The 24,669-nt window shown below is 70.5% G+C and carries 26 protein-coding genes; 16 read left to right on the forward strand and 10 right to left on the reverse strand.

Going from position 1 to position 24,669, the window contains the following annotated elements:
- The first annotated feature begins 125 nt into the window (after positions 1-125).
- The 3 genes from fabG to IE278_RS08860 all read left to right on the forward strand — a co-directional run bounded on the left by fabG (position 126) and on the right by IE278_RS08860 (position 2,278).
- Positions 126-845 carry a 3-oxoacyl-[acyl-carrier-protein] reductase gene (gene fabG / locus IE278_RS08850; RefSeq protein ID WP_107017775.1) on the forward strand — a complete coding sequence of 240 codons (720 nt, stop codon included), beginning with the start codon at positions 126-128 and terminating at the stop codon, positions 843-845.
- 5 nt (positions 846-850) lie between these two features.
- Positions 851-1,621, forward strand: a complete 771-nt coding sequence (gene fabI, locus IE278_RS08855; protein ID WP_189770450.1) for an enoyl-ACP reductase FabI — start codon at positions 851-853, stop codon at positions 1,619-1,621.
- A gap of 381 nt (positions 1,622-2,002) precedes the next feature.
- The gene (locus IE278_RS08860; protein ID WP_246570188.1) at positions 2,003-2,278 is read left to right on the forward strand and encodes a hypothetical protein; all 276 of its coding nucleotides are present in this window, start codon (positions 2,003-2,005) and stop codon (positions 2,276-2,278) included.
- 37 nt (positions 2,279-2,315) lie between these two features.
- Here IE278_RS08860 and IE278_RS08865 read toward each other — a convergent pair whose 3' ends face one another.
- Positions 2,316-3,020 (reverse strand): FadR/GntR family transcriptional regulator, encoded by a 705-nt coding sequence (locus tag IE278_RS08865; RefSeq protein WP_189770452.1) that lies wholly within the window; start codon positions 3,018-3,020, stop codon positions 2,316-2,318.
- Between the two features lie 49 nt (positions 3,021-3,069).
- Between IE278_RS08865 and IE278_RS08870 the strand changes: the two genes are divergently transcribed.
- The 4 genes from IE278_RS08870 to IE278_RS08880 all read left to right on the forward strand — a co-directional run bounded on the left by IE278_RS08870 (position 3,070) and on the right by IE278_RS08880 (position 5,714).
- Complete coding sequence (locus IE278_RS08870) at positions 3,070-4,452, forward strand: CynX/NimT family MFS transporter (protein WP_189770454.1); 1,383 nt, start codon at positions 3,070-3,072, stop codon at positions 4,450-4,452.
- Between the two features lie 60 nt (positions 4,453-4,512).
- Positions 4,513-4,629: an SGM_5486 family transporter-associated protein gene (locus IE278_RS42900; protein ID WP_107017780.1), complete on the forward strand. Its 117-nt coding sequence runs from the start codon at positions 4,513-4,515 to the stop codon at positions 4,627-4,629.
- A gap of 244 nt (positions 4,630-4,873) precedes the next feature.
- Positions 4,874-5,089, forward strand: a complete 216-nt coding sequence (locus IE278_RS08875) for a hypothetical protein (protein ID WP_189770455.1) — start codon at positions 4,874-4,876, stop codon at positions 5,087-5,089.
- A 109-nt stretch (positions 5,090-5,198) separates the two neighbouring features.
- Positions 5,199-5,714, forward strand: coding sequence for a SixA phosphatase family protein (locus IE278_RS08880; protein ID WP_189770456.1), 516 nt, complete (start codon positions 5,199-5,201; stop codon positions 5,712-5,714).
- 100 nt (positions 5,715-5,814) lie between these two features.
- Here IE278_RS08880 and serB read toward each other — a convergent pair whose 3' ends face one another.
- Both serB and IE278_RS08890 read right to left on the reverse strand, forming a co-directional pair.
- Positions 5,815-7,032: a phosphoserine phosphatase SerB gene (gene serB, locus IE278_RS08885; RefSeq protein ID WP_189770457.1), complete on the reverse strand. Its 1,218-nt coding sequence runs from the start codon at positions 7,030-7,032 to the stop codon at positions 5,815-5,817.
- A 156-nt stretch (positions 7,033-7,188) separates the two neighbouring features.
- Entirely contained in the window at positions 7,189-9,132 is a 1,944-nt protein-coding gene (locus IE278_RS08890; protein WP_189770458.1) for a streptophobe family protein, read from the reverse strand.
- 239 nt (positions 9,133-9,371) lie between these two features.
- Between IE278_RS08890 and IE278_RS08895 the strand changes: the two genes are divergently transcribed.
- Positions 9,372-11,879, forward strand: coding sequence for an ABC transporter ATP-binding protein/permease (locus IE278_RS08895; RefSeq protein WP_189770459.1), 2,508 nt, complete (start codon positions 9,372-9,374; stop codon positions 11,877-11,879).
- Between the two features lie 102 nt (positions 11,880-11,981).
- Here the strand turns inward: IE278_RS08895 and IE278_RS08900 are convergent, their stop codons facing one another.
- The 3 genes from IE278_RS08900 to IE278_RS08910 form a co-directional block, all read right to left on the reverse strand.
- Positions 11,982-12,689 (reverse strand): transglycosylase SLT domain-containing protein, encoded by a 708-nt coding sequence (locus IE278_RS08900; RefSeq protein ID WP_189770461.1) that lies wholly within the window; start codon positions 12,687-12,689, stop codon positions 11,982-11,984.
- Between the two features lie 300 nt (positions 12,690-12,989).
- Entirely contained in the window at positions 12,990-14,153 is a 1,164-nt protein-coding gene (locus IE278_RS08905; RefSeq protein WP_189770463.1) for an S-adenosylmethionine:tRNA ribosyltransferase-isomerase, read from the reverse strand.
- A complete protein-coding gene (locus IE278_RS08910; RefSeq protein WP_189770465.1) occupies positions 14,150-14,848 on the reverse strand; it encodes an SDR family NAD(P)-dependent oxidoreductase in 699 nt (232 codons plus the stop codon). The genes IE278_RS08905 and IE278_RS08910 overlap by 4 nt, the downstream gene beginning before the upstream one ends.
- A gap of 185 nt (positions 14,849-15,033) precedes the next feature.
- Here IE278_RS08910 and IE278_RS08915 point away from each other — a divergent pair, with 185 nt between their 5' ends.
- The 4 genes from IE278_RS08915 to IE278_RS08930 all read left to right on the forward strand — a co-directional run bounded on the left by IE278_RS08915 (position 15,034) and on the right by IE278_RS08930 (position 17,675).
- Complete coding sequence (locus IE278_RS08915; protein WP_189770466.1) at positions 15,034-16,179, forward strand: GAF domain-containing sensor histidine kinase; 1,146 nt, start codon at positions 15,034-15,036, stop codon at positions 16,177-16,179.
- A complete protein-coding gene (locus IE278_RS08920) occupies positions 16,172-16,813 on the forward strand; it encodes a response regulator (RefSeq protein WP_189770467.1) in 642 nt (213 codons plus the stop codon). The genes IE278_RS08915 and IE278_RS08920 overlap by 8 nt, the downstream gene beginning before the upstream one ends.
- A 183-nt stretch (positions 16,814-16,996) precedes the next feature.
- Positions 16,997-17,242: a chaplin ChpE gene (gene chpE, locus IE278_RS08925; RefSeq protein WP_107017790.1), complete on the forward strand. Its 246-nt coding sequence runs from the start codon at positions 16,997-16,999 to the stop codon at positions 17,240-17,242.
- Positions 17,243-17,435: 193 nt separating this feature from the next.
- Positions 17,436-17,675, forward strand: coding sequence for a chaplin (locus IE278_RS08930; protein ID WP_189770468.1), 240 nt, complete (start codon positions 17,436-17,438; stop codon positions 17,673-17,675).
- An 84-nt stretch (positions 17,676-17,759) separates the two neighbouring features.
- Here IE278_RS08930 and IE278_RS08935 read toward each other — a convergent pair whose 3' ends face one another.
- Entirely contained in the window at positions 17,760-18,548 is a 789-nt protein-coding gene (locus tag IE278_RS08935) for an Rv1486c family protein (RefSeq protein ID WP_189770469.1), read from the reverse strand.
- Between the two features lie 134 nt (positions 18,549-18,682).
- Between IE278_RS08935 and IE278_RS08940 the strand changes: the two genes are divergently transcribed.
- The 3 genes from IE278_RS08940 to IE278_RS08950 all read left to right on the forward strand — a co-directional run bounded on the left by IE278_RS08940 (position 18,683) and on the right by IE278_RS08950 (position 21,113).
- Positions 18,683-19,474: an ABC transporter ATP-binding protein gene (locus IE278_RS08940; RefSeq protein ID WP_189770470.1), complete on the forward strand. Its 792-nt coding sequence runs from the start codon at positions 18,683-18,685 to the stop codon at positions 19,472-19,474.
- Between the two features lie 107 nt (positions 19,475-19,581).
- Positions 19,582-20,013, forward strand: coding sequence for an NfeD family protein (locus IE278_RS08945; protein ID WP_189770472.1), 432 nt, complete (start codon positions 19,582-19,584; stop codon positions 20,011-20,013).
- Positions 20,014-20,180: 167 nt separating this feature from the next.
- Positions 20,181-21,113, forward strand: coding sequence for an SPFH domain-containing protein (locus IE278_RS08950; protein WP_189770475.1), 933 nt, complete (start codon positions 20,181-20,183; stop codon positions 21,111-21,113).
- A 229-nt stretch (positions 21,114-21,342) separates the two neighbouring features.
- Here IE278_RS08950 and IE278_RS08955 read toward each other — a convergent pair whose 3' ends face one another.
- From IE278_RS08955 to IE278_RS08965, 3 genes are all read right to left on the reverse strand, one after another.
- Positions 21,343-21,846, reverse strand: coding sequence for an HNH endonuclease (locus tag IE278_RS08955; protein ID WP_107017795.1), 504 nt, complete (start codon positions 21,844-21,846; stop codon positions 21,343-21,345).
- A 144-nt stretch (positions 21,847-21,990) separates the two neighbouring features.
- The gene (locus tag IE278_RS08960; RefSeq protein ID WP_189770477.1) at positions 21,991-22,530 is read right to left on the reverse strand and encodes a YbhB/YbcL family Raf kinase inhibitor-like protein; all 540 of its coding nucleotides are present in this window, start codon (positions 22,528-22,530) and stop codon (positions 21,991-21,993) included.
- Between the two features lie 83 nt (positions 22,531-22,613).
- Positions 22,614-23,399, reverse strand: coding sequence for a sporulation protein (locus IE278_RS08965; RefSeq protein WP_189770479.1), 786 nt, complete (start codon positions 23,397-23,399; stop codon positions 22,614-22,616).
- Between the two features lie 169 nt (positions 23,400-23,568).
- Here IE278_RS08965 and IE278_RS08970 point away from each other — a divergent pair, with 169 nt between their 5' ends.
- Positions 23,569-24,219: a DNA-3-methyladenine glycosylase gene (locus tag IE278_RS08970; RefSeq protein ID WP_189770481.1), complete on the forward strand. Its 651-nt coding sequence runs from the start codon at positions 23,569-23,571 to the stop codon at positions 24,217-24,219.
- Positions 24,220-24,669 lie beyond the last annotated feature (450 nt).

Below are 24,669 nucleotides of genomic sequence, written 5' to 3' on the forward strand. Positions count from 1 at the left end.
CCAGACTTTTCTGTAGGGACCCGACAGCGAGTCCCCCGAGCCACTGTCGGTGCCCGATTCTCCGCGAGGCCGACCGTACCGATAGGTTTTCGAGGTACCAGACCGGCTATCGAAAGGGTGATCCGTTGAGCCGCTCGGTTCTCGTCACCGGAGGAAACCGGGGCATCGGCCTCGCCATCGCCCGCACGTTCGCCGACGCGGGCGACAAGGTCGCGATCACGTACCGGTCGGGCGAGCCCCCGGCCGCCCTCACCGAACTGGGCTGCCTCGCGGTCAAGTGCGACATCACCGACACCGAGCAGGTGGAGCAGGCCTACAAGGAGATCGAGGCCGCCCACGGCCCGGTCGAGGTGCTCGTCGCCAACGCCGGTGTCACCAAGGACCAGTTGCTGATGCGGATGTCCGAGGAGGACTTCACGTCCGTCCTGGACACCAACCTGACGGGCACCTTCCGGGTCGTCAAGCGCGCCAACCGCGGCATGCTGCGCGCGAGGAAGGGCCGCGTCGTCCTCATCTCCTCGGTGGTCGGCCTCCTCGGCTCGGCCGGTCAGGCGAACTACGCGGCCTCCAAGGCCGGCCTGGTCGGGTTCGCGCGCTCGCTCGCCCGTGAGCTGGGCTCGCGCAACCTCACCTTCAACGTGGTCGCGCCCGGCTTCGTCGACACCGACATGACCAAGGCGCTCACCGACGAGCAGCGCGAGGCCATCGTCAAGCAGGTGCCGCTCGGCCGGTACGCGCAGCCCGAGGAGATCGCCGCGACGGTGCGGTTCCTCGCCTCGGAAGAGGCCTCGTACATCACTGGAGCCGTCATCCCCGTAGACGGCGGACTGGGAATGGGTCACTGATCACCATGAGTGGAATTCTTGAGGGCAAGCGTGTCCTGATCACCGGTGTGCTGATGGAGTCCTCCATCGCCTTCCACACCGCGAAGCTGGCCCAGGAGCAGGGTGCCGAGATCATCCTGACCGCGTTCCCGCGGCCCACGCTGACCGAGCGCATCGCCCGGAAGCTGCCCAAGCCCACCAAGGTCATCGAGCTCGACGTGACCAACGACGAGCACCTCGGGCGGCTCGCCGAGGTCGTCGGCGCGGAGCTGGGCAGCCTCGACGGCGTCGTGCACTCCATCGGCTTCGCCCCGCAGGACGCCCTGGGCGGCAACTTCCTGAACACGCCGTTCGAGTCGGTCGCCACGGCCATGCACGTCTCCGCCTTCTCCCTGAAGTCGCTGACCATGGCCTGTCTGCCGCTGATGCAGAACGGCGGCGGCTCGGTCGTCGGCCTCACCTTCGACGCCCAGTACGCGTGGCCGCAGTACGACTGGATGGGCCCGGCCAAGGCCGCCCTGGAGGCCACCAACCGCTACCTCGCCCGCGACCTGGGCAAGCAGAACGTGCGCTCCAACCTCATCTCGGCCGGCCCGATCGGCTCGATGGCCGCCAAGTCCATCCCGGGCTTCAGCGAGCTGGCCGCGGTCTGGGACAACCGCGCGCCCCTGGAGTGGGACCTCAAGGACCCCGAGCCGGCCGGCCGCGGTGTCGTCGCCCTGCTCAGCGACTGGTTCCCGAAGACCACCGGCGAGATCATCCACGTCGACGGCGGTCTGCACGCGATCGGCGCGTAACCGCCCCCGCGAAGGTGCCTCTACGGAGTCGGCGCCCCGTTTCCCGCAGCGCGCGGGGAGCGGGGCGTCACCCGTTCGGCCCCACCGGCCGGGCGGCCAGGAGGGGTAACGGCCCACTCTGAAGGAGGAGTTCTTCTCCCGAGATGCCCTCCAGAGCCCAGCCGAGGAGGTCCCTTTGTGCGCCTGTCCCAGGCCCGATGCATTCATCGGCACCACAGGAACAGCTTCGCGGCGGCCCCCGCCGCGCTGCTCGCCGCTCTGACCCTGCTGCTCGCGGTGCCCTCCGACGCCGCCTCACACAGCACCCACACCACCCACACCTGGCACGGCACGCACGGCACACGCGGCACGAACGGCACCGGAAACGGGCTCCACGCGCGCGTGCCCGTCGACAAACGGCCCGCCGAGAAACGGCCCGTCGACAAACGGCCCTTCGGAGCGGCGTGCCGGACCGTCGTCGAGGGCTCACATGTGACGGCGTACTGCCGCAACCCGTATCCGGAGCCCGACCATGTCGGCCTGCACATCGAGTGCGACCGGTGGTGGGACATCGACGCCGACGGGGCGAGGGTCGAGGCGGGCCCCGCGCAGAACGTCCGGCTGACCGGCCGTTGCTGGAAGGAAGTCCGCTCGGCGTGGGTCAGCCACCGGAAGTGACGCTCCCGGCGGTCCCGGCGGTCCCGGCCGCCCCCGGTTACTCCGGCGGTCCCGGCCGCCCCGCGGGCTCGGACCGCCCCGGGCGGCACAGGAACGGATAGCCCGCCGCCTCCGAGGCCGCCGTCTGCGCGTCGCCCGCACGGATCGCGTCCACCAGACGCGTGTGGTCCATGTGCGTCTCGGGCGTCAGCTCCTCGCCGACGTCCTCGCGCAGCCAGTCGCGCACGACCTCGCCCAGGTCCGCGTACATCGCCGTCATGACGTCGTTGTGGGACGCGGCGACCACGGCCAGGTGGAAGGTCGTGTCGGCGGTCACGAAGGCCTCCGTGTCGCCCGACTCCCAGGCTTCCTCCCGGCGCACGAGGAGCGTGTCCAGCTGTTTGAGGTCACGCTCGGTGCGGCGCTCGGCGGCCAGCCTCGCCGCGCTCGACTCCAGCGTGGAGCGCAGCTCGGCGATGTGCCGCGGATCGGCGTCCGCGAACCGGCGGTGCATCACACCGGCCAGCTCGCTGGTCGCCAGCACATAGGTGCCCGAGCCCTGCCGGATGTCGAGCAGACCGTTGTGCGCGAGGGCCCGCACGGCCTCCCGGACCGTGTTGCGGGCCACCCCCAGCTGCTCGACCAGCTCGGGCTCGGTGGGGATGCGGGAGCCCACCGGCCACTCGCCCGAAGTGATCTCGTTCCGCAGGGCGGCGATGACCTGCTCGGACAGCGCCGACCGGCGGGGGTGGCTCAGGGGCATGACGGTCCTTCGCGCCAGGGGGTTGGACAACCAATCATCCCATGATTCTATGATGGGGTTCATGACTGGCGAGGAAACCCGGACGACCGTGTCCCCATCGATACCGATCCGCAGCTCGGCGCAGGACGCGGACCTGCGCACGCCTCCCACGCGCGCGTGGATGACGCGTCTGGTGATCGCCGGCATCGTCCTGACCGCCCTCAATCTGCGGCCCGCCATCACCAGCCTGGGCGCCCTCCTGGAGGAGGTGCGCGACGGCCTCGGCATGAGCGGCAGCGTCGCCGGGCTCCTCACCTCCGTACCGCCGCTGTGCTTCGCCGTCTTCGGCGTCATGGCGCCGCGTCTCGCCCGTCGCTTCGGACCCGCCGCGGTGGTCTGCGCCGGCATGCTGGCGATCGGCACGGGCCTGGTGCTCCGGCCCTTCGTCGGGGGCACGGCGGGCTTCCTCGTCGCCAGCGCCCTCGCCCTCATGGGCATCGCCGTCAGCAACGTCCTCATGCCGGTGATCGTCAAGCGCTGGTTCCCGGACCGGGTCGGCACCATGACCGGCCTCTACTCCATGGCCCTCGCCCTCGGCACCGCCGCCGCGGCCGCCGTCACCGTGCCCATGACCCGGGCCCTGGGCGGGAACTGGCAGTCGGGCCTCGCCGTCTGGGCCGCCCTCGCGGCCGTCGCCGTCCTGCCCTGGATCCCTCTCGTCCGGGCCAAGGGCACGCCCCTGTCCGCGGCGCCCACGGAGGCCAGGGTGGCCACGGGAGCAGGGGCGCCCACGGGGGTCGCGGGGGCCGGGGCGGACGCGGTCCCGAAGGCTCCGGTTTCCGGAGCGCGCGAGGAGGCCGCCCCGCTGCGGATCACCCGCAGCCGTACCGCCTGGGCGCTCGCCGTCTTCTTCGGACTGCAGGCCACCGCCGCGTACATCACGATGGGCTGGATGGCGCAGATCTTCCGGGACGCCGGGGTCCCGGCGGGCACCGCCGGGCTGCTGCTCGCGGTCACGATGGTGATGGGCGTGCCCCTGGCCTTCGTCATACCGCGGCTGGCCACCCGGCTGCCCCACCAGGGGCCGATCGTCGTCGCCCTCGGCCTCTGCGGCTTCGCCGGCTACGCGGGGCTCTACCTCGCCCCGGCCGCGGGCGCCTGGGCCTGGGCGCTGCTGCTCGGTGTCGCCAACTGCGCGTTCCCGCTGGCCCTCACCATGGTCGGCATGCGGGCCAGGACCGGGGCGGGGGTCGTGCAGCTCTCGGCGTTCGCGCAGAGCACCGGCTACCTGATCTCGATCCCCGGCCCGCTGCTGGTGGGCGTGCTCTACCAGCACAGCGGCGGCTGGGGGCTGCCGATCGCGCTCATGGCGGGCCTGATGGTCCCGCAGATCGTGGTGGGCGTCCTGGCGGGCCGCGACCGTACGGTGGAGGACGAGGCCGCCGCCCGCTGACCGCTCCGGGGCACCGACCCCACCGGTGAGGAGCCGGGCGAAGAGTGCGAGACTGGGCGTATGCCCGTGCTCGATCCGAACCCCAAGAACGGCCAGAAGAAGATGCTGCTCGTCTTCGGCGCGTTCCTCCTCATCTTCGTGGTCATCGGCGTCATCGCGTCCATCGCCTCACCCTGAACACCCCGGGTGGATGGGCCCGCTGGACCCGGTGGGCCCGCTGGACCCTATGGGGTTCCCTGAACGGGCCCCGCCCAGCCCTCGTGCGGCGCATGGTGGGGTTATCCCCACCGTCCCCTAGGGGGCGAGTGTCAGGGTCAAGTGGGTGGATCACCGGATGGGTTGCGGGTTCCCGAGTCCGTACCTTCGAGTGGTGACCGCGAGGACGCGGACCACGGACCACTCGAAGCCCCACGGAGGCGGCATGTCGGCCCCAACGCACACCCCGCCCCACCCGGCGACCGGGCGCGGCGTCGATACGCGACTGCCCTGGTGGGCGCTTCTCCTCCCCGCGCTCGCCTTCGCGGCGCTCCTGCTGCTGATACTGAACCCGGCGGACGCCCACGCGGCGGGCACGGACCCGGCGGTCGGCAGCCTCTTCGAGCGGATCCAGCGGCTGGTGCTGCACCAGGGCTCCTGAGCGCGTGCCGCACCGGGGCTGTACCGGGGCCGCGAGCTCCCCGCGCCTCAGGGTGGCAGCGCAGCAACTACCCGCGCCCCGTGGCGTGTTTCATGCGAAGCTGGGACCCATGAGCGTCGCAGAACCCCGCAGGATTGTCCTTTTCCGGCATGCGAAGGCCGACTGGCCCGAGGTGCCCGACCACGAGCGTCCGCTGGCTGAGCGGGGCCGCAAGGACGCCGCCGTCGCCGGACGCAAGCTGGCCGACACCGGCATCCCCTTCGATCTGGCCCTCTGCTCCACCGCGACCCGGACCCGCGAGACCTGGAAGCTCGCCGTCCAGGAACTGCCGCACCGGCCGAAGACGGTCTACGAGGAGCGGCTCTACGAAGCCTCCCCGGGCGAGCTGATCGCCGTGCTGAACGAAACCCCGGACGACGCGCAGAACGCCCTCCTGATCGGTCACAACCCCGGAGTGCAGGGCCTCGCCGACATCCTGGCCGGCCGGTCCGAGGCCGACGCGAAGGACGGAGCGACCCGCGAGTTCCACCCCGCCGCGTTCGCCGTCCTCTCCTTCACCGGCTCCTGGAAGAGCCTGGAGCCCGGCGCGGCCACGCTGCTCGACTACTGGGACCCGTCCGAGTGAACACCCCCTGAGCGCGGACGGGGCCCGGCACCACGATGGTGCCGGGCCCCGTCCCTGTCAGGGAGACCCCAGGTGCCCGCCGGAGCGCGCACCAGGGCGGTCAGTCCACGTGCATGTCCGCCGCCTCGACCTCTTCGCGTGTCACGCCCAGCAAGTAGAGGACCGTGTCCAGGAAGGGGAAGTTCACCGCGGTGTGCGCCGCCTCGCGCACCACCGGCTTGGCGTTGAAGGCGACTCCGAGCCCGGCCGCGTTGAGCATGTCCAGGTCGTTGGCTCCGTCACCGATCGCCACCGTCTGGGAGAGCGGTACGCCCGCCTCCGCGGCGAACCGGCGCAGCAGCCGCGCCTTGCCCGCCCGGTCCACGATCTCGCCGATGACCCGGCCCGTCAGCTTCCCGTCGACGATCTCCAGCGTGTTGGCCTGGGCGAAGTCGAGCCCGAGCCGTTCCTTCAGGTCGTCCGTCACCTGGGTGAAGCCGCCCGAGACGACCCCGACCTGGAAACCGAGCCGCTTCAGCGTGCGGATGAGCGTGCGCGCACCCGGTGTCAGCCGCACCTCGCTGCGCACCTTGTCCACCACGGAGCCGTCGAGCCCCTTGAGCAGGTGCACGCGCGCGTGCAGGGACTGCTCGAAGTCCAGCTCGCCGCGCATCGCGGCGGCCGTCACCTCGGCGACCTCGGCCTCGCACCCGGCGTGCGCCGCGAACAGTTCGATGACCTCGTCCTGGATGAGCGTGGAGTCCACGTCCATGACGACCAGGCGCTGGGCCCGCCGGTGCAGCCCGGCCGCGACCACCGCGATGTCGACGCCGAGCGCCGCGGCCTCGGTCACCAGAGCGGTCCGCAGCTCCTCGGGCTCCGTACCGGACACCGCGAACTCGACAGCGGTCACCGGGTACTTGGCCAGCCGGAAGATACGGTCGATGTTGCCGCCAGCCCCGGTGATCCGGGCGGCGATGGCGGCCGTCGACTCCGCGGTGAGCGGATGCCCGAGAACGGTCACCAGCGACCTGCCGTGCCCGCGGGGCCGGTTGTCGCCGTGACCGGAGATGATCTCGGTCTGCAGCCGCATCGAGTCCGCCCAGCTGTGCACGGTGGCGCGCAGATCGCCCTCCAGGCCGGCCGGCGGATGCGTCACGAGCGCGCACAGCACGATCCGGCCACGGGTGACGACCTGCTCGATGTCGACCACGTCGACCGAGTAGGCGGCGAGGGTGTCGAAGAGCCCGGCGGTGATACCGGGACGGTCCTTGCCGAAGATCTTGACGAGGAGAGTGGGGACATCAGTGGGAACATCAGAGGTCTGTGATGCGCTCATGGTGCTTACACCGTATCCGGCACTCCGTGCCGAATGCCCCCGAGGTCCGCCTGACGGACAGGGAACAGTACATGTCGCCCGGGTGTCCCCGGCCTGCACGGGCCGTGACGGCCCCGCGCCCGCTCCCCGCGCCTGCTCCGCCTCCCCGGTCAGTTGTCAGCGGCGCCCGCCCGGCTTGCGGGGCGGAGGCGGGGGCGGCAGCTCGTCCGGCGGGGGAGGCGGTCCGTCCTGCCACGAGCGGCCACGGCGCCCCTTGCCGGGAGGAGCCTGACGGGGCGACGGCGGGAAGGGACCGATCATCGTCTGCGCACCGTACACGTCGTCGTCGGGCGGACGCGAGCCCGGAGGCGGCTGCTCACCGCCGCCGGGAGCCTGCCCACCGGGCCCCGGCTGCCCACCGGAAGGCCCGCCAGGGGGCCCTGGCCGCCCGCCCGGGTCGCGGGGCTGTGCACCGGGGGGCCGGGGGCCACCGGGGGACTGGGCGCCGGAGCGCCGCCCCGGCCCGGGCTCCCGTAACTCGTCGGGCAACCGCAGATAGGGATTGGTCTCCGGGTTCGCCGGCCGGAACGGCGTCCCGGGACGGTAGGGACCGCTCTCGCCGGCCGTCTGCCCGGCGGACTGCCCAGCCGTATGCCTGCCTCCGTGCCCGCCGCCATGCCCGCCTCCGTGCCCGGACACCTCCGCGTACGAGGCGACGGCTTCCGGCGCGGCCACGTCCGCGTCACCCCGTGCCAGCGGCGCCGCCTGCTGGCCCGCGGCCCCCGACGCGCACGCGAGCAGCGCGCCCACCGCGCCCGCGACCGCGCCCCACAGCGCACCGAGCAGCAGCGCCATGCCGGACTGTCCGCGCAGCTCGATCCCGGAGTCGAACGCGTCGATGCCGAGCACGGAGAGCGAGGCGTCCACGGACACCTCCGTCAGCCAGACCAGCAACGGCAGCACCAGCGCGGTCACGACCGCCAGCCGCAGCGCGCAGCGGGCCGCGAAACCGAGGACGCCCTGCCGGTCCCGTACGAAGGGAGTGCGGGCCGCGGTCAGGACGCCCGCGAACAGCATCATCAGGGCCGCCGCGACCCCCAGCAGCCAGACCCGGCCGTCCAGTTCGGCGAGCCTGCTCAGGGTCACTGGCTCGTCGGAGAACTTCAGGAGGTCGTCCATGGGGTCCGGCAGGAACTGGAGGAAGGGACCCGTGGCCTTCCCGTCCCACGGCACGAGGAGCCCGATCGGGATACCGAGCCACACCCCGTTGGGCGCCCCGAGCAGAGCGGCGCCGGCGATCCGTTTCGGGTTGTCGTCGCCGATCGCCGCGTACGCCGCCGCCGCGAACCCCGCGAGGACCGCCACCAGCAACACCGTGACCAGCGCGGACACCGCGGGCCGCACCAGTCGGTGCACGGCCGTCCAGCCACCGGGCAGCGGGGTCCTGCGCGAGGCCAGCAGCGCGATCAGCAGAACGCCGAGCACCCAGCCGAGGCCGCCGAGCAGGGTCGGCACGGTGTCGACGGTGAAGCCCACCTTGGCGTTCGCGTCCGCGAGATCCCCGAGCCGGTCCGGCAGCAGGCCGCCGATGTCGCCGAGTCCGGGGACCTCCACGTCGTCGGGCACCCCGCCGCCCGGCAGCTCGTCGAGCCCGAGCGAACCGCCGTCGATCGTGATGATGTCGTGTCCCGCCCAGGCGAGGCCGCCCAGCATCGCCACGAAGAGCGCGGCCACCGTGCCCGCCCGCGCCAGCAGTTCGGCGGGCGAGATCACCGCGCCCGCCGTGCGCAGTGAACGCAGGAAGAACCAGGACAGCAGCAGCGCGCCCACCAGGCTCACCCCGAGTGGCGTGATCTGGAGGGCGGTGTCGGCCTGCGCGCCTTCAAGACCGAACGCCGACATGTCGCCGGAGGGCGTCACCGAACCACCCGCCCCGAGCGCCACGACCGCCGCGGTCATCGGCCCGAGCGAGGCCGTCTCGTCGGCACCGAGCAGATGCAGCCCCAGCGCGGCCACGCCCGCCATGCCGATCAACGCCCAGCTCACGGCGGCGATCGAGGACAGCAGCACATCACCCAGTGGCACGCGCCTGCCCTGTCCCACGGACCCGTCGCTCATCATCAGCCCCCCGACTCCGCACCCGCGACACCTCCGCCGCGGTGTCCCCCTCGCGTGGGATTACCACTCTCCGGGCCGGTTTCAACCCCGTCAACGGAAACGGACAAGGCGCCCGTAGTCGGTCTTCGCGAGGCCCGACTTTCGGTCAGGGGCCTCCTACTGAAATAGTTCCCCACGATGTTCGACATCCCTAGACTCCCTGTGTTGGGGGTACATCGGGGGACAACACAGTGGGGCATGGAGTGCCGGAACTCGTACTGGAATTGAACGGACGGACCTGGACGCTCGAAGCGTCCAGGCCATACACCCTCGGACGCGATCCGCAGGGGGACATCGTGCTCGAGGACGCCAGGGTGTCCTGGCGTCACGCCACGATCAGCTGGGGCGGCCGCAGTTGGGTCATCGAGGACCACGGCAGCACCAACGGCACCTTCGTGCAGGGGCAGCGGATCCATCAGATGGAGATCGGCCCCGGCTCGGCAGTGCATCTCGGCAACGCGACCGACGGACCACGCCTGAGCCTGGCGGGCGCCTCGGCCACCAAGCCGCAGGCACAGCCCCAGCAGCAGCCGTACGCCGCTCAGGGCGCCCCGGCGGCCGGCTGGGCCCAGCAGCAGACTCCGCAGGCTCCGGAGCAGAGCTGGCAGCAGTCGCAGCAGGCGCAGCAGGGCGGGCACATCCCGCAGCAGCAGGGCTCCGGCGGCGCCGCGGGGGCGCCGCCGGTCTACGGTGACCGCAGCCCGACCACGTTCCACCAGATGATGCTCGGCCGTGTGATGCGTATCGGCCGTGCGCTGGAGAACGAGCTGGTCGTGTCCGACCTCCAGGTCTCGCGGCACCACGCCGAGTTCCACGCGACGCCCGACGGGCGCTACGAGATCCGTGACCTCGGCTCGCACAACGGCACGTTCGTCAACGGTATGCCGATCGCCAAGGGCGGCTCCGCGCTGCTCGGCGCGAACGACATCGTCGGCGTCGGCCACTCGACGTTCCGCCTGGTGGGCGACCGCCTGGAAGAGTTCGTCGACACCGGTGAGGTCTCCTTCTCGGCCCGCCACCTGACCGTGACGGTCGACGGCGGAAAGCAGATCCTCAAGGACGTCTCCTTCGGCGTACCGGAGAAGTCGCTCATCGCCGTCATCGGCCCCTCGGGCTCCGGCAAGTCGACGCTCCTCAAGGCGCTCACCGGCTACCGGCCCGCCAACGAGGGTGACGTCCTCTACGACAACAGAAATCTGTACAAGCAGTTCGCCGAGCTGCGTCAGCGCATCGGTCTGGTTCCGCAGGACGACATCCTGCACAAGGAGCTGACCGTCAAGAAGGCCCTCAAGTACGCGGCCAAGCTGCGCTTCCCCGCGGACACCACGACCCAGGAGCGCGACTCCCGGATCGACGAGGTGCTGCGCGAGCTCAAGCTCGACATCCACAAGGAGAAGAAGGTCACCTCCCTCTCCGGTGGCCAGCGCAAGCGTGTCTCGGTGGCGCTGGAGCTGCTGACCAAGCCGTCGCTGATCTTCCTGGACGAGCCGACCTCCGGTCTCGACCCGGGCATGGACCGCGACGTCATGCAGCTGCTGCGCGGCCTCGCCGACGACGGCCGCACGGTCCTCGTCGTCACGCACTCGGTGGCGGAACTGGCCATCTGCGACAAACTTCTGGTCATGGCGCCCGGCGGTTCCGTGGCCTATTTCGGTCCGCCCGAGGAGGCACTGAACTTCTTCGGCTACGACACCTGGGCCGATGTCTTCTCCGCCTTCGAGAACTACCGCGACTACGACTGGGCGGGCCGCTGGAAGGGCTCGCAGCACTACCAGATGTACGCCGCGGACATCGACGCGGTCGCCCCGCAGTCCGTACACATGCCGCCGCCGCAGGCCATGCGCCCGCCGAAGCCCCAGGGCTGGATCTCCCAGCTGAGCACACTGGTCCGGCGGTACGTCTCGGTCATCGCGTCCGACAAGGGCTTCCTGGCCCTGACGGTGATCCTGCCGGCGGTCCTGGGCGCGGTCAGCCTGCTCATCGAGCCGGACAAGACCCTGCTGGTGAACGAGAAGCTGCAGCCGAACGGCCTGCCCGTGCCGAACAGCACGGCCGCGACCGTGCTGCTGATCCTCGCGGTGGGCGCCTGCTTCGCGGGCGCCGCGAACTCGGTCCGTGAGCTGATCAAGGAACGGGTCATCTACGAGCGCGAACGCGCGACCGGCCTGTCACGCTCCGCCTACCTGATGTCCAAGGTGATCGTCCTCGGCGTCATCACCATGTTCCAGGGCGCGCTGGTCGGCGCGATCGGCTTCATGAGCCGGACGATCCCCGACGAGGGACTGATCCTCGGCGGCGCGGTCGCGATGGAACTCTCCCTGCCGATCATGGCGCTCGGGTTCACCTCGATGATGTTCGGCCTGGTCATCTCCTCGCTGGTGAAGACCGCCGAGAAGACCATGCCCCTGCTGGTGATGTTCGCGATCATCCAGGTCGTCTTCACCGGCTGCCTGTTCCCGCTGAACGGCGCTGTGGGCGTCAACCAGATCTCGTATCTGATGCCGTCGCGCTGGGCGGTCGGCGCCTCCGGAGCCACGCTCGACTTCAACAAGATCAACCCGCACAACACGGCCGAGACCGATCCCCTGTGGGATCACACGGCGCTGACCTGGGTCCTGGACATGACGGCCCTGTTCGCCCTCGCCGCGGTCTGCGCCTTCCTGGTGGCCCGCTTCCTGCGCCGCCACGAGCCGGAGGTCATGCGCAAGTAGCAGCCGCGCGTCCGGTCCCGGACACGCGAGTACGCGCGAAGGGCGGCACCCCACCTGGGGTGCCGCCCTTTTCGGCGTACGGTGCAGAGGTCCGCGCAGACCTCAGTACGCGCTGTTGACGTTGTCGATCGAGCCGTACCGGTCCGCCGCGTAGTTGGCGGCGGCGGTGATGTTGGCGACCGGGTTGTACTGGCTGTGGACGGTGCCGGCGACGTGGTAGGCGTCGAAGGTCGGCTTGATGACCTGCAGCAGACCGATGGACGGGACGCCGTTGATGGCGTTGATGTCCCAGCCGTTGATCGCGTTCGGGTTGCCCGAGGACTCCCGCATGATGTTGCGGTGCAGACCGTCGTACGTACCCGGGATGCCGTGCTTCTTCATGATGTCCAGCGACTGGCGTATCCAGCCGTCGAGGTTGTTCGCGTAGGTCTTCGCGGCGACCGGCTTGACCGCGGCGCGCTGGGTGGACCGGCTCGCGGCCTCCTTCGCCTTGCGGGCGTCCGCGGCCTTCTTCGTCGCGGCGGCCTCGGCGGCCTTCTTCGCGGCGGCGGCGTCGGCCGCCTTCTTCTTCGCGGCGGCGGCCTGGGCGTCGGCCAGCTGGCCGCTGAGGCCGACCGTCTTGACCTTGAGCTGCTGCGACGAGAGCGCGGCCGGAGCGGCGGAGACCGAGTCGGCGCTCGCCTGCGTGTCGGCGGGGGCCAGCGAGAACGCGAGGGCGGCGGCACCGAGCGTGGCGACACCGGCGAACGAGAGCTTGTGGACCTTGGTCATGGCGGGGATGCGACCAGGAATGCTGTGCTGCTTGGGCATGGCTGGAGGACCTCTTCGAATAGCGCGGAGGCCGCTCTCGATCCGAGGGGGACAGAAAGTGTTTCCGGATCTGACGCCGTGGGTAAGCACCTGCGGCATCGAGCGACGGGAGCCATTGTTAGCGGCCCGAATTTTCGATGGCAAAGGTGTGACGTACGACCTCGGGTAGTGGACCCCCAAAGGGCAAATCGGGACAGACCACTACGTCTGCCCCGCTCACCGGGAGTCCGGTTGTCTCCTATGCCCCTTCGTACGTGATGTGTGCCCTATGTGCGGGCTCACATCGGACGTGGCCCGGACTCACCGGCAGTTGCTGTGGCAATCCTCTGTGTGAGGGTTCGCGGCAGACTGCGCCGCCGGGAGTGTGTCCGGGCGTCCCTCCGCCGGGAGGAGGAGGTGCACGTCGCCGAACTCGTGCCACAGGTAGCGCCCGCGCAGCGCCTCCTCGTACCCCCGGTCGACGGCCTCCCTGCCGGCGATCGCCTCCAGCATCAGCAGATGCGAGGCCTGCGGCTCGTGCAGCCCGGTGAGCAGCCCGTCGACGACCCGCACCCCGCGCTCCGGGGTCACCACGAGCCCGGTCCAGCCCTCCGCGCCCCGCACCACCCCGTCGGGACCGGCCGCCGACTCCACGGCGCGTACGGCCGTGGTGCCGACCCCGATGACCCGGCCGTCACCGGCCCTCGCCGCGTTGATCAGCCGCGCCGAGGTCTCCGGCACCGCGAAGCGCTCCGGGTACGGCGGCTCGTGCGCCTCGGCCGAGGCGACCCCCGTGTGCAGGGTGACGGGCGCGAACTGCACACCCCGGCTCACCAGCTCCGCCACCAGCCGCGCGGTGAAGGGCCGCGCCGCGCTCGGCATCTCCGCGCTCCCCGCCCCGTCGGCGGACGGCAGCGCGAACACCGTCCGGTACGCGGACAGCGGCTGGTCCCGCTCCGTGTAGGAGTAGCGGATGGGCCTCCCATGCCGTCGCAGCAGCCCCGGTACGTCGGCGACGGAGACCCGCCCCCACCACAGCCGCGCGCTCCGCCCGGTCAGCGGTTCCTCCAGTACGAGCCGTACGTTCCCCGGCAGCCGCACCTCCGTCCCCGCGGGCCCGCCCCCGCGTGCGCGCGTAGTGCCCCTCCCGTCGGGCTCCCGCAGCTCCACCGCCCAGCGCCCGTCGTCGCCCCGGGTGGAGAAATGCACCACCACGCGCGCGTGCCCGATGCTCCCGTCCACCGCGGCCGTCAGCGTCATGGACGTGTTCACGACGAGCAGGTCCCCGGCCCGCAGCCGGCCCGGCAGCTCCGCGAACGTGTGGTGCGACACCCGGGTGCCGTGCGAGACGAGCAGCCGGACGGCGTCGCGGTCGAGGCCGGGACCCCGCTGTTCGGCCGGCACACGGGCCGACAGTTCCTCCGGGAGCGTCCACCTCGCCGCCCGGCCGCCGTCGAGCGGGGGCACCCCCATGGCGGTCGTCATCGCTGCTCCAGCAGCGCCGGGGCCCCGTAGCGCCCGCTCGCCGGACGCCGGTCGAGCAACCTCAGGAAGGCCGGCACGACACTCGCCGGGTCGGGCCGCGGACCGTCGTCGTCCGGGACGGCCGCCGCGTACAGGTCCGTGCCCATGTCACCCGGGTCGACCACCCAGACCCGCAGCCCCGGCTCCTCCTCGCCGAGCACCGCGGAGAGCTGGTCGAGCGCCGCCTTCGAGGCCCCGTAACCGCCCCACGTCTCGTACGCCTCCGCCGCCGCGTCCGAGCTGACGTCGATCACCGCGCCCGCCGGCGACTGCCGCAACAGCGGCAGCGCCTCCTGGACGAGCCCGAGCGCCGCGACCACGTTGACCTCCAGCGCCCGCCGGAGCCCGTCCAGAGGCAGTGCCTCAAGCCGTACGAGGGGTTCGGTGCCCAGTGCGCTCGCGTTGTTCACCAGGAGGTCGACGCCGCCGAGCTCCCGGGCCGCCGCCACCAGCCGGGCGCGGTGCGTACCGTCCGTGACGTCCCCGGGCAGCGCCCGTACCTGTACTCCGTACTTACTGAGGACGGCCTCGGCCGCCTCCTGGAGGGGCTGGGGGGTTCTGGCGTCGAGCACCAGATCCCAGCCGCGCTCCGCCAGCGCCTCGGCGAGCGCGCGCCCCAGCCCCTTGGAGGCCCCCGTGATGATCGCTACCGGCATGATCTGTCCCCTCGTCCCCGACCGCCGTTCCGGTCGGCTGCCCTCAACGTAGGAACCCCGGGACCCTCGCCGCCTCATGCGCGGGCCGCAGAGCGCAGAGGCCCTTCGCCCTAGGTCCAGCGGACCGGGAGGGGGCCGCCACAGGGCGGATACGCGCTGTCACACCCCGCCGGTACCGTGAGGTCATGAGTCATGGACCCCGGTCGGGCCTGCTCGCGGTGAGCACCGCGCTGCTGGCCATGAGCAGGCACCTGGAGGTGCGCGACGTCCTCAAGACGATCGTCGCCTCCGCCCGCGAACTGCTCGACGCGCAGTACGCGGCCCTGGGCGTCCCCGACGACCACGGGGGCTTCGCCCAGTTCGTCGTCGACGGGGTCAGCGACGCGCAGTGGAAGGCCATCGGCCCGCTCCCTCGCCAGCACGGCATCCTCGCCGCGATGCTGCACGAGGCCCGCCCGGAGCGCCTCGCCGACGTCCGCACAGATCCGCGCTTCGAGGGCTGGCCCGCCGCCCACCCCGACATGTCCGACTTCCTGGGCCTGCCCATCCGCGACGGCGACGAGGTCATCGGCGCCCTCTTCCTGGCGAACAAGACCTGCCCCAAGCCGGCGGGCAGTTGCGGTTTCACCGAGGACGACGAGGAACTGCTGGGGATCCTCGCCCAGCACGCCGCGATCGCCCTCACGAACGCCCGCCTGTACGAGCGCAGCCGTGAGCTGACCATCGCCGAGGAACGCTCCCGTCTCGCCCACGAACTGCACGACGCCGTCAGCCAGAAGCTGTTCTCCCTGCGCCTGACCGCCCAGGCCGCCGCGGCCCTGGTGGACCGCGACCCCGGCCGCGCCAAGGGCGAACTCCAGCAGGTGGCCGCCCTCGCCGCCGAGGCCGCCGACGAACTGCGCGCCGCCGTCGTCGAGTTGCGCCCCGCCGCCCTCGACGAGGACGGCCTGGTCGCCACGTTGCGCACCCAGATACAGGTCCTCGACCGGGCCCACTCCGCACGCGTGACCTTCGACAGCTGCGGTGTCCGCGCGCTGCCCGCGGCCCAGGAGGAGGCCATGCTGAGGGTCGCCCAGGAGGCGCTGCACAACGCGTTGCGCCACTCGGGCGCGGCCCGCGTCGACGTCACCGTGGAGAAGCGCGGCCCCGGCGCCGTCCTGCGCGTCACGGACGACGGCGTCGGCTTCGAACCGAAGGCGACCCGCCGCGCCGGACGCCACCTCGGTCTGGTCTCCATGCGCGACCGGACCAGCGGCGTCGGCGGCGAACTCACCGTGGAATCGGCGCCCGGCAAGGGCACCACGATCGAGATGGAGGTCCCTGGTGGCTGACGCAATCAAGGTGCTGCTCGTCGACGACCACCAGGTCGTCCGCCGGGGGCTGCGCACCTTCCTGGAGGTGCAGGACGACATCGAGGTCGTGGGGGAGGCGTCCGACGGCGCCGAAGGAGTCGCCCGAGCCGAGGAGTTGAAGCCCGACGTCGTCCTCATGGACGTCAAGATGCCGGGCATGGACGGCGTGGAGGCCCTGCGCAAGCTCCGCGAACTCGACAACCCCGCGCGCGTGCTCGTCGTCACCAGCTTCACCGAGCAGCGCACGGTGATCCCGGCCCTGCGCGCGGGAGCGGCGGGCTATGTCTACAAGGACGTGGACCCGGACGCGCTCGCCGGGGCCATCCGCTCGGTGCACGCCGGGCACATCCTGCTGCAGCCCGAGGTAGCCGGCGCCCTGCTGTCCCAGGAGGGCACCCACTACGGCCAGGGGAGAGGCGGTTCGCTCACGGAGCGGGAGCGCGAGGTGCTCGGCCTGATCGCCGACGGCCGCTCCAACCGCGAGATAGCCCGCGCCCTCGTCCTCTCCGAGAAGACCGTCAAGACGCATGTCTCGAACATTCTGATGAAACTGGACCTCTCCGACCGCACCCAGGCGGCGCTGTGGGCCGTACGCCACGGTGTGACGGGCTGATGACCTGCTGATCCTCGCAATGACCGGCCTTCGGGGCGGCAATACGGAGGGTCTCCCTCCGGAGTGAGATTCATACCGTCGTGGGAATGTCCCCCGGATGGCGCATCCTTCTCCGGCCGCCGCCGTTCTCCAGTGCGTGCTGCGGCGCTTTGCCGCAGTGGTTCACAAGGAGAGGGCTCAGAAGTGAAGAACCTGAAGAAGGCCGCTGCCGTCACGATGGTGGCCGGTGGCCTCGTTGCCGCCGGTGCCGGTTTCGCCTCCGCCACCGACGGTGCGCACGCCGCCGGCCAGGCCGTGGGCTCGCCGGGTGTCGCCTCGGGCAACCTCGTCCAGGTCCCGGTCGCCATCCCCGTGAACGCGGTCGGCAACACCGTGAACGTCATCGGCATCCTGAACCCGGCGTTCGGCAACGACGGCTTCAACGGCTGACGTACGCCCCGGGTCGAGCGACCACCGGCCTCCCAGGTCCGCCTGGGAGGCCGGTCCGTTTTTCGGCTCGTCGGACCACTGGCCCGAACGGGCAGAACGCGTTCGCCCGCCGTGCCGTCCGCGCCCCCAGGACGTTGCTCAGGCTACGGCCCGCGGCAGGGCCGGATACGCAATCGCAGGAGGAACGTTTTTCATGAACATCGCCAAGAAGGCCGCCCTGGCCGTCACCGTCGCCGGTATCGCAGCGGGCGCCTCGGCCGGTGCGGCTGTCGCCGACTCGGATGCCGACGCCGCTGCCGTGAAGTCCCCGGGCGTCGCCTCGGGCAACGCGGTCCAGGCGCCGATCCACGTCCCCGTCAACGTCGTCGGTGACAGCATCAACGTGATCGGGCTCCTGAACCCGACCTTCGGCAACGAGGCCGTCAACGACTGACGCCCCGCCCGGCCGAGGGCCCCGCGGACCACAGTGTCCGCGGGGCCCTCGCCCTTTTCCTCCGCACCGGCCGGCCGCGGACCGTCAGCGCACCCCGCGCTCCCGCTCCTCCACGAACGCGTTGTACGCCGCCACCTGGGCCCTCCTGGCCGTCCGTTCGACCGGGCGCAGTGCCTCGGAGCGCGCGGCCATCTCCGACGCGCTCACGGCCCCGCCGTGCCCGTTGCCGTACGCCACCGAGACGAGCAGCCCGACCCGCCGGGACAGCGCCAACACCCTTACCGCGCGGGGCGGATAGCCGGGAGCGAGCACCTCGCCGTCCCGCTCGGCCCGTGCCCGGTACGCGTCGATCGCCGCCTCGGCGACCGGGCCCGAGCCCGCCACGTCGAGCCGCGACAGCACCTCGGTCGCGTCACGCAACGCTTCCGCGAGCTCCCGTTCCGCCTCCCCGAGGGACGGCACATCGGCGGGCGGCGCCTCGCGCACCGGCAGACAGTGCCAGACCACCTCCACATGCACATCACCGTCGGGACCGGCCTCGTACACCTCGGGTACGAAGCCCAGCGCGACCCCGTGGCAGACCACCGCCTCCTCGGCCTCCAGGGCGCGCGCGTTGAAATCCGGCGGACCGCTCAGCCCGAGCGGATGCCCGGGCGCGGGCAGCGCGACCCGCAGACCGGTCGCCCCGAGCGTGCGCAGCCGCCCCAGGGCGAGCGAGAGCCCGACGGGTCCCGTCTCGCCGGGCAGCCCCGCCACCCGGTGCACGGCGTCCTCACCGACGATGGCGACGACCGCGTCATCCGGTGAGACAAATCCGGCCAACAGTGCGTTTCCCCATGCCGCCAACCGTCCTGAACGTGGTTCCGAAAGCATGCCTCCCACTTTAAGGAACCGCTTAAGGACCGGCCGATGGATTGGACGGGTCGACCGGTGGCGTAGGTTTTCCCTGGGGGCTGCGTCCACAGACGTCAGCGACGGCCGAGACTGCAATGGGAGACAGCGCGCTCATGAGCGATGTTCTGGAGCTTGAGGACGTATCCGTGGTCCGAGAGGGCCGGGCTCTGGTGGACCAGGTCTCCTGGTCGGTCAAGGAAGGCGAGCGCTGGGTCATCCTCGGACCCAACGGCGCCGGAAAAACGACCCTCCTCAACCTCGCCTCCAGCTACCTCTTCCCCAGCCAGGGCACCGCCACCATTCTCGGCGAGACCCTCGGCAAGGTCGACGTGTTCGAGCTGCGCCCGCGCATCGGCGTGGCCGGCATCGCCATGGCCGAGAAGCTCCCCAAGCGCCAGACCGTCCTGCAGACGGTGCTGACCGCCGCGTACGGCATGACGGCCGGCTGGCACGAGGACTACGAGGACGTCGACGAGCAGCGCGCCCGCGCCTTCCTCGACCGCCTCGGCATGACCGAGTTCGTGGACCGCAGGTTCGGCACCCTCTCCGAGGGCGAGCGCAAGCGCACCCTCATCGCCCGCGCGCTGATGACCGACCCCGAGCTGCTGCTCCTCGACGAGCCCGCCGCCGGTCTCGACCTCGGCGGCCGCGAGGACCTCGTACGCCGTCTCGGCCGCCTGGCCCGCGACCCGATCGCCCCCTCCATGATCATGGTCACGCACCATGTGGAGGAGATCGCCCCGGGCTTCACCCACGTCCTGATGATCCGCCAGGGCAAGGTGCTCGCCGCGGGCCCGCTGGAACTGGAACTCACCTCGCGCAACCTCTCGTTGTGCTTCGGGCTCCCGCTCGTCGTCAGCCAGTCCGGCGACCGCTGGACCGCCCAGGGCCTCCCACTGTCCTGACGAACCCGTCCCGGCACCTGACAAACCCGTCCTGACAACCGGAAACACCCGCCCCAACAGGTTCGGCGCCCTGTCGGGGACGGGACCCGCGGACCTACCATGACCATGTGGACGACATCGACGCATGGGTGTGGTGGCTGATCGGCGCGGCCGGGCTCGGAATCCCGTTGGTCGTGACCGCGATGCCGGAATTCGGAATGCTCGCCGTCGGCGCCGTCGCGGGCGCCGTGACCGCGGGGCTGGGAGGCGGTGTCGTCCTCCAGGTCGTGGTCTTCGCCGCCGTCGCGGTCGCGCTCATCGCGGTGGTACGGCCCGTCGCGGCCCGGCACCGCGCCCAGCGGCCCCAACTGGCCACCGGCATCGACGCGTTGAAGGGCAAACAGGCCGTCGTCCTGGAGACGGTCGACGCCTCGGGAGGCCGGATCAAGCTCGCGGGCGAGATCTGGTCCGCACGCGCCCTCGACACCTCACGCGCCTACGCCGTGGGCGAGGAGGTGGATGTGGTGGAGATCGAAGGAGCCACGGCGATCGTGGTGTGACGTCGAAGGGCGTCCAGTGAACGGAACGTCGCACGTGGCGAGTTGTGGTCTGACACACTCGTCCAGCAAGATCTTCGACAGTCACGAGATCTTGGCAGTCACGAGATTTGCGGCAGTCACGAGATTTTCCGGAAGCACCGAGGCGGAGAAGGGTACGGGGAGCCACGATGGAACCGATCATCATCGTCCTGATCATTCTGGTGGTGTTGGTCTTCATCGCGTTGATCAAGACCATCCAAGTCATTCCCCAGGCCAGCGCCGCCATCGTCGAGCGCTTCGGCCGCTACACGCGGACACTCAACGCGGGCCTCAACATCGTCGTCCCGTTCATAGACTCGATCCGCAACCGCATCGACCTCCGCGAGCAGGTCGTGCCGTTCCCGCCCCAGCCGGTGATCACCCAGGACAACCTGGTCGTGAACATCGACACCGTCATCTACTACCAGGTGACCGACGCCCGCGCCGCGACCTACGAGGTCGCCAGCTACATCCAGGCGATCGAGCAGCTCACCGTCACCACGCTCCGCAACATCATCGGCGGTATGGACCTGGAGCGGACCCTGACCTCCCGCGAGGAGATCAACGCGGCCCTGCGCGGAGTCCTCGACGAGGCCACCGGCAAGTGGGGCATCCGCGTCAACCGCGTCGAGCTCAAGGCGATCGAGCCGCCCACCTCCATCCAGGACTCGATGGAGAAGCAGATGCGCGCCGACCGTGACAAGCGCGCCGCGATCCTCACCGCCGAAGGTATCCGCCAGTCGCAGATCCTCACCGCCGAGGGTGAGAAGCAGTCCGCGATCCTCCGCGCCGAAGGTGAGGCCCGCGCCGCCGCGCTGCGCGCCGAGGGCGAGGCCCAGGCGATCCGCACGGTCTTCGAGTCCATCCACGCCGGTGACGCGGACCAGAAGCTCCTCGCCTACCAGTACCTCCAGATGCTCCCGAAGATCGCCGAGGGCGACGCGAACAAGCTCTGGATCGTGCCCAGTGAGATCGGCGACGCGCTCAAGGGGCTGAGCGGGGCGATGGGCAACTTCGGCCCGATGGGCGGCAACCAGGGCGGCGCCGCCACCGAACGCCGAGAAAAGCCTTCAGTGGACTGACGTCCCTCTCCCCGGTCACCGCATGGGGGCTGCGCCCCCCCCGGTTGCGCAGTTCCCCGCGCCCCTTAAGTACCTAGGCGCCCAGCCCTCTAGGGGCGCGGGGAACGGCGCAATCTTTTGGCTTTTAGGGGCGCGGGGAACTGCGCAGTCTTTGGTCTTCAGGGGCGCGGGGAACTGCGCAGCCAGCCACGGCGGGCCCGCGGCCGAGAACGCGCGGCCGGCGGTGCGTTCACGCCGGCTGCGCGAGCCACTCCGGCAGAGCCTCAAGATCATCGCGCCCCAGCGCGAGCAACATCGCATCGGCCGGCGTCGGCTCGAACGGTCGCCGCAACAACGGCATCCCCGCCTGATCCGGCGTACGAGCCGCCTTGCGGTGGTTGTCCTCCGCGCAGGACGCGACCGTGTTCAGCCACGAGTCCTGCCCACCCTGCGCCCGGGGCACCACGTGGTCCACCGTCGTCGCCCGCCGCCCGCAGTACGCGCACTTGTGCCGGTCACGCACCAGCACACCCCGCCGCGACCACGGTGCTTGTCTTCGGAAGGGCACCCGTACGTAACGGCAGAGCCTGATCACCCGGGGCGCGGGTATGTCCAGCGCGGCTCCGCGCATACGCAGTTCGGGGTGGGCCTGCTCGACGACCGCCTTGTCCTGCAGCACCAGAACGACGGCTCGGTTCAACGTCACCGTCGACAGCGGCTCGAAGCTCGCGTTCAGCACCAGCGTGTCCCGCATCCAGCCCACCTCCCATGTGCACCGGCCCACCACCTGGCGGGCGTGGATCAACTCTGGCCGGGCACGCCGAGATGGACAACGCAATAAAAATGCCCGCCCCTGATCAATTCCAAGACCAGGGACGGGCAAACACTCAGTGAAAGGTCAGCTCTCCGCGGGAGCCGCGTACTCGGCGACGAGCTGCGCCCTCGCGAGCGTGTGGAACCGGAGGTTGAAGCCCACCGCTGCCGGTGAGGCGTCCGCGTCCGGACCGAGTTTCTCCTGGTCCACCGCGTACACGGTGAACACGTACCGGTGGGCCGGATCACCCGCCGGAGGCGCGGCGCCCCCGAAGTCCTTCGACCCGTAGTCGTTACGCGCCTGGATCGCGCCCTCGGGCAGCCCTTCGAACTTCCCCGTGCCCGCGCCCGCGGGCAATTCCGTCACCGAGACCGGAATGTCGAACACGACCCAGTGCCAGAAGCCGCTCCCCGTGGGGGCGTCCGGGTCGAAGCACGTCACGGCGAAACTCTTGGTCCCCGCGGGGAAGCCCTCCCAGCGAATCTGCGGCGAGGTGTTCCCGGCCGCGTGGACCTGAGCGTCCTTCAGCGTCGCACCCGCCTCGACGTCCTCACTCGTCACGGTGAACGACGGCACGACGGGATGGAAGTCATGGGGAAGCGGCGGCCTCGTGGACTCCGTCACCTCGGCACCTCCTGATCGGTTCCTGCTCCTGAAAACTCTCGCCCCGAGCCTAGAAGCTCAGCGGTCCTCGAAGCTCGCAGGCCCTAGAACCAGTTGCGGCGGCTGCCCACCTCGGACAGCCACTGGTTGAGGTACGCGGCCCAGTCGGTGCCCTGGAAGTCGTTGAGTCCGACCTGGAAGGAGCGGAAGGAGTCGCTGCCCTCGCTGAACAGGCCCGGCTTCTTGTCCATCTCCAGGACGACGTCCATCTCGCGGTCGTCCGCGACGAAGGTCAGCTCGACCTGGTTCAGACCGCGGTACTGCTGCGGCGGGAAGAACTCGATCTCCTGGTAGAACGGCAGCTTCTGCCGCGTACCCCGGATGTGCCCCTTCTCCAGGTCCGCGCTCTTGAAGCGGAAGCCCAGCTGGATGAAGGCGTCCAGCAGCGCCTGCTGCGCCGGCAGCGGGTGCACGCTGATCGGGTCCAGGTCACCGGAGTCCACCGCGCGCGCGATGGCCAGCTCCGTGGTCACACCGATGTTCATACCGCGCAGCGACTGACCGGCGATGTTCGTGATCGGCGTCTCCCACGGGATCTCCAGACCGAACGGCACCGCGTGCACGCCGTTGGCCTGGAGCTCGAAGGCACCGCCGAGCTGCAGCTTCGCGAACTCGATGTTCTGCTTGAACTCCTGGTCGTCGTGGCCCTCGACCTCGACCTTCGCCTGCAGTCCGACCGACAGTCCCTCGATCGCCTGGTTCACGGATCCGCCCTGGATCCGCACCTCACCCTGGACGACACCACCGGGAACGACGTTGACCTCGGTCAGCTCCGTCTCGACCGAAGCCCCACCGGCACCCAGGCTCGCAAGCAGCCGCTTGAACCCCATCGTCTTCTCCTCTTTCGGGCAACGCCCCGTTGTTGTTCGGTCCGGATCGGATCCTTGATCCATACATACGCGATCCAGCCGGGTCCGGTTCCGCGCCTTCACCCTGGCAAGGCGGGCGCTCCCTGACCACCCCGCATGCACTCGGACGTGTGAAGTACGCTCGTAAGCCATGATCGCGGCCCCTGACCGTACGCCCCTCGCCCGTGACTTCTTCGACCGACCTGTACTTGAGGTCGCCCCCGACCTCCTGGGGCGCGTACTCGTGCGCACGGACCCGGACGGTTCGACCGACCCGATCGAGCTGCGCATCACGGAGGTCGAGGCCTACGACGGCCCGAACGACCCCGGTTCCCACGCCTTTCGCGGCCCGACGGCCCGCAACGCGGTGATGTTCGGTCCGCCCGGACACGTGTACGTCTACTTCACCTACGGCATGTGGCACTGCATGAACCTGGTCTGCGGACCGGAGGGCAGGGCGAGCGCGGTCCTGCTCCGCGCGGGAGAGATCACCGAAGGCGTCGAAGCGGCTCGCAAACGTCGACTTTCGGCCCGGCACGACCGAGAACTGGCCAAAGGCCCGGCCCGTCTGGCCACGGCCCTGGGGGTCGACCGGTCCCTCGACGGCACGGACGCATGCGCCTCGGAGAGTTCACCGCTCAGCCTCCTGCACGGCACCCCTGTGACCTCCGACCAGGTACTCAACGGCCCGCGCACCGGAGTGTCCGGCGATGGAGGCGTCCACCCGTGGCGCTTCTGGATCACCAACGACCCGACGGTGAGCCCTTATCGGGCCCACACCCCCCGCCGCCGCCGAACTTGACTCAACCTTGGGCTGTACGTAACGTGGCCCGAGCCGCTTGACCCGGGTACTGCGTTCAGCCAGCAGCCGGAAGCGGCCAACCCACTACCTACGACTTCCTCTTCGCGAGGGTCCATTCAGCGTGTCCGCACGCCTGAATTCGAACTCGCGGAACTCGATTATGAGTTGCCGAGGGGATCGGCTAACGTAGTGAATGTCGAAAGGCCGCAAGGCCAATAGGCAAATAGGCAAATCCTACCGACTGGGAATCACGGCCTGAAAGGGTCTGATAGAGTCGGACTCGCAGGAAAGGGAAACGCGAAAGCGAAAACCTGGAAAGCGCCGAGGAAATCGGAACCGGAAACGGTCTGATAGAGTCGGAAACGCAAGACAGCGAGACAAGCACAACAGCAAGACCGAAGGGAAGCGCCCGGAGGAAAGCCCGAGAGGGTGAGTACAAAGGAAGCGTCC

It is taken from the genome of Streptomyces tauricus (genome assembly GCF_014650955.1).
In the GTDB taxonomy this organism is placed as follows: Bacteria; Actinomycetota; Actinomycetes; order Streptomycetales; family Streptomycetaceae; genus Streptomyces; species Streptomyces tauricus.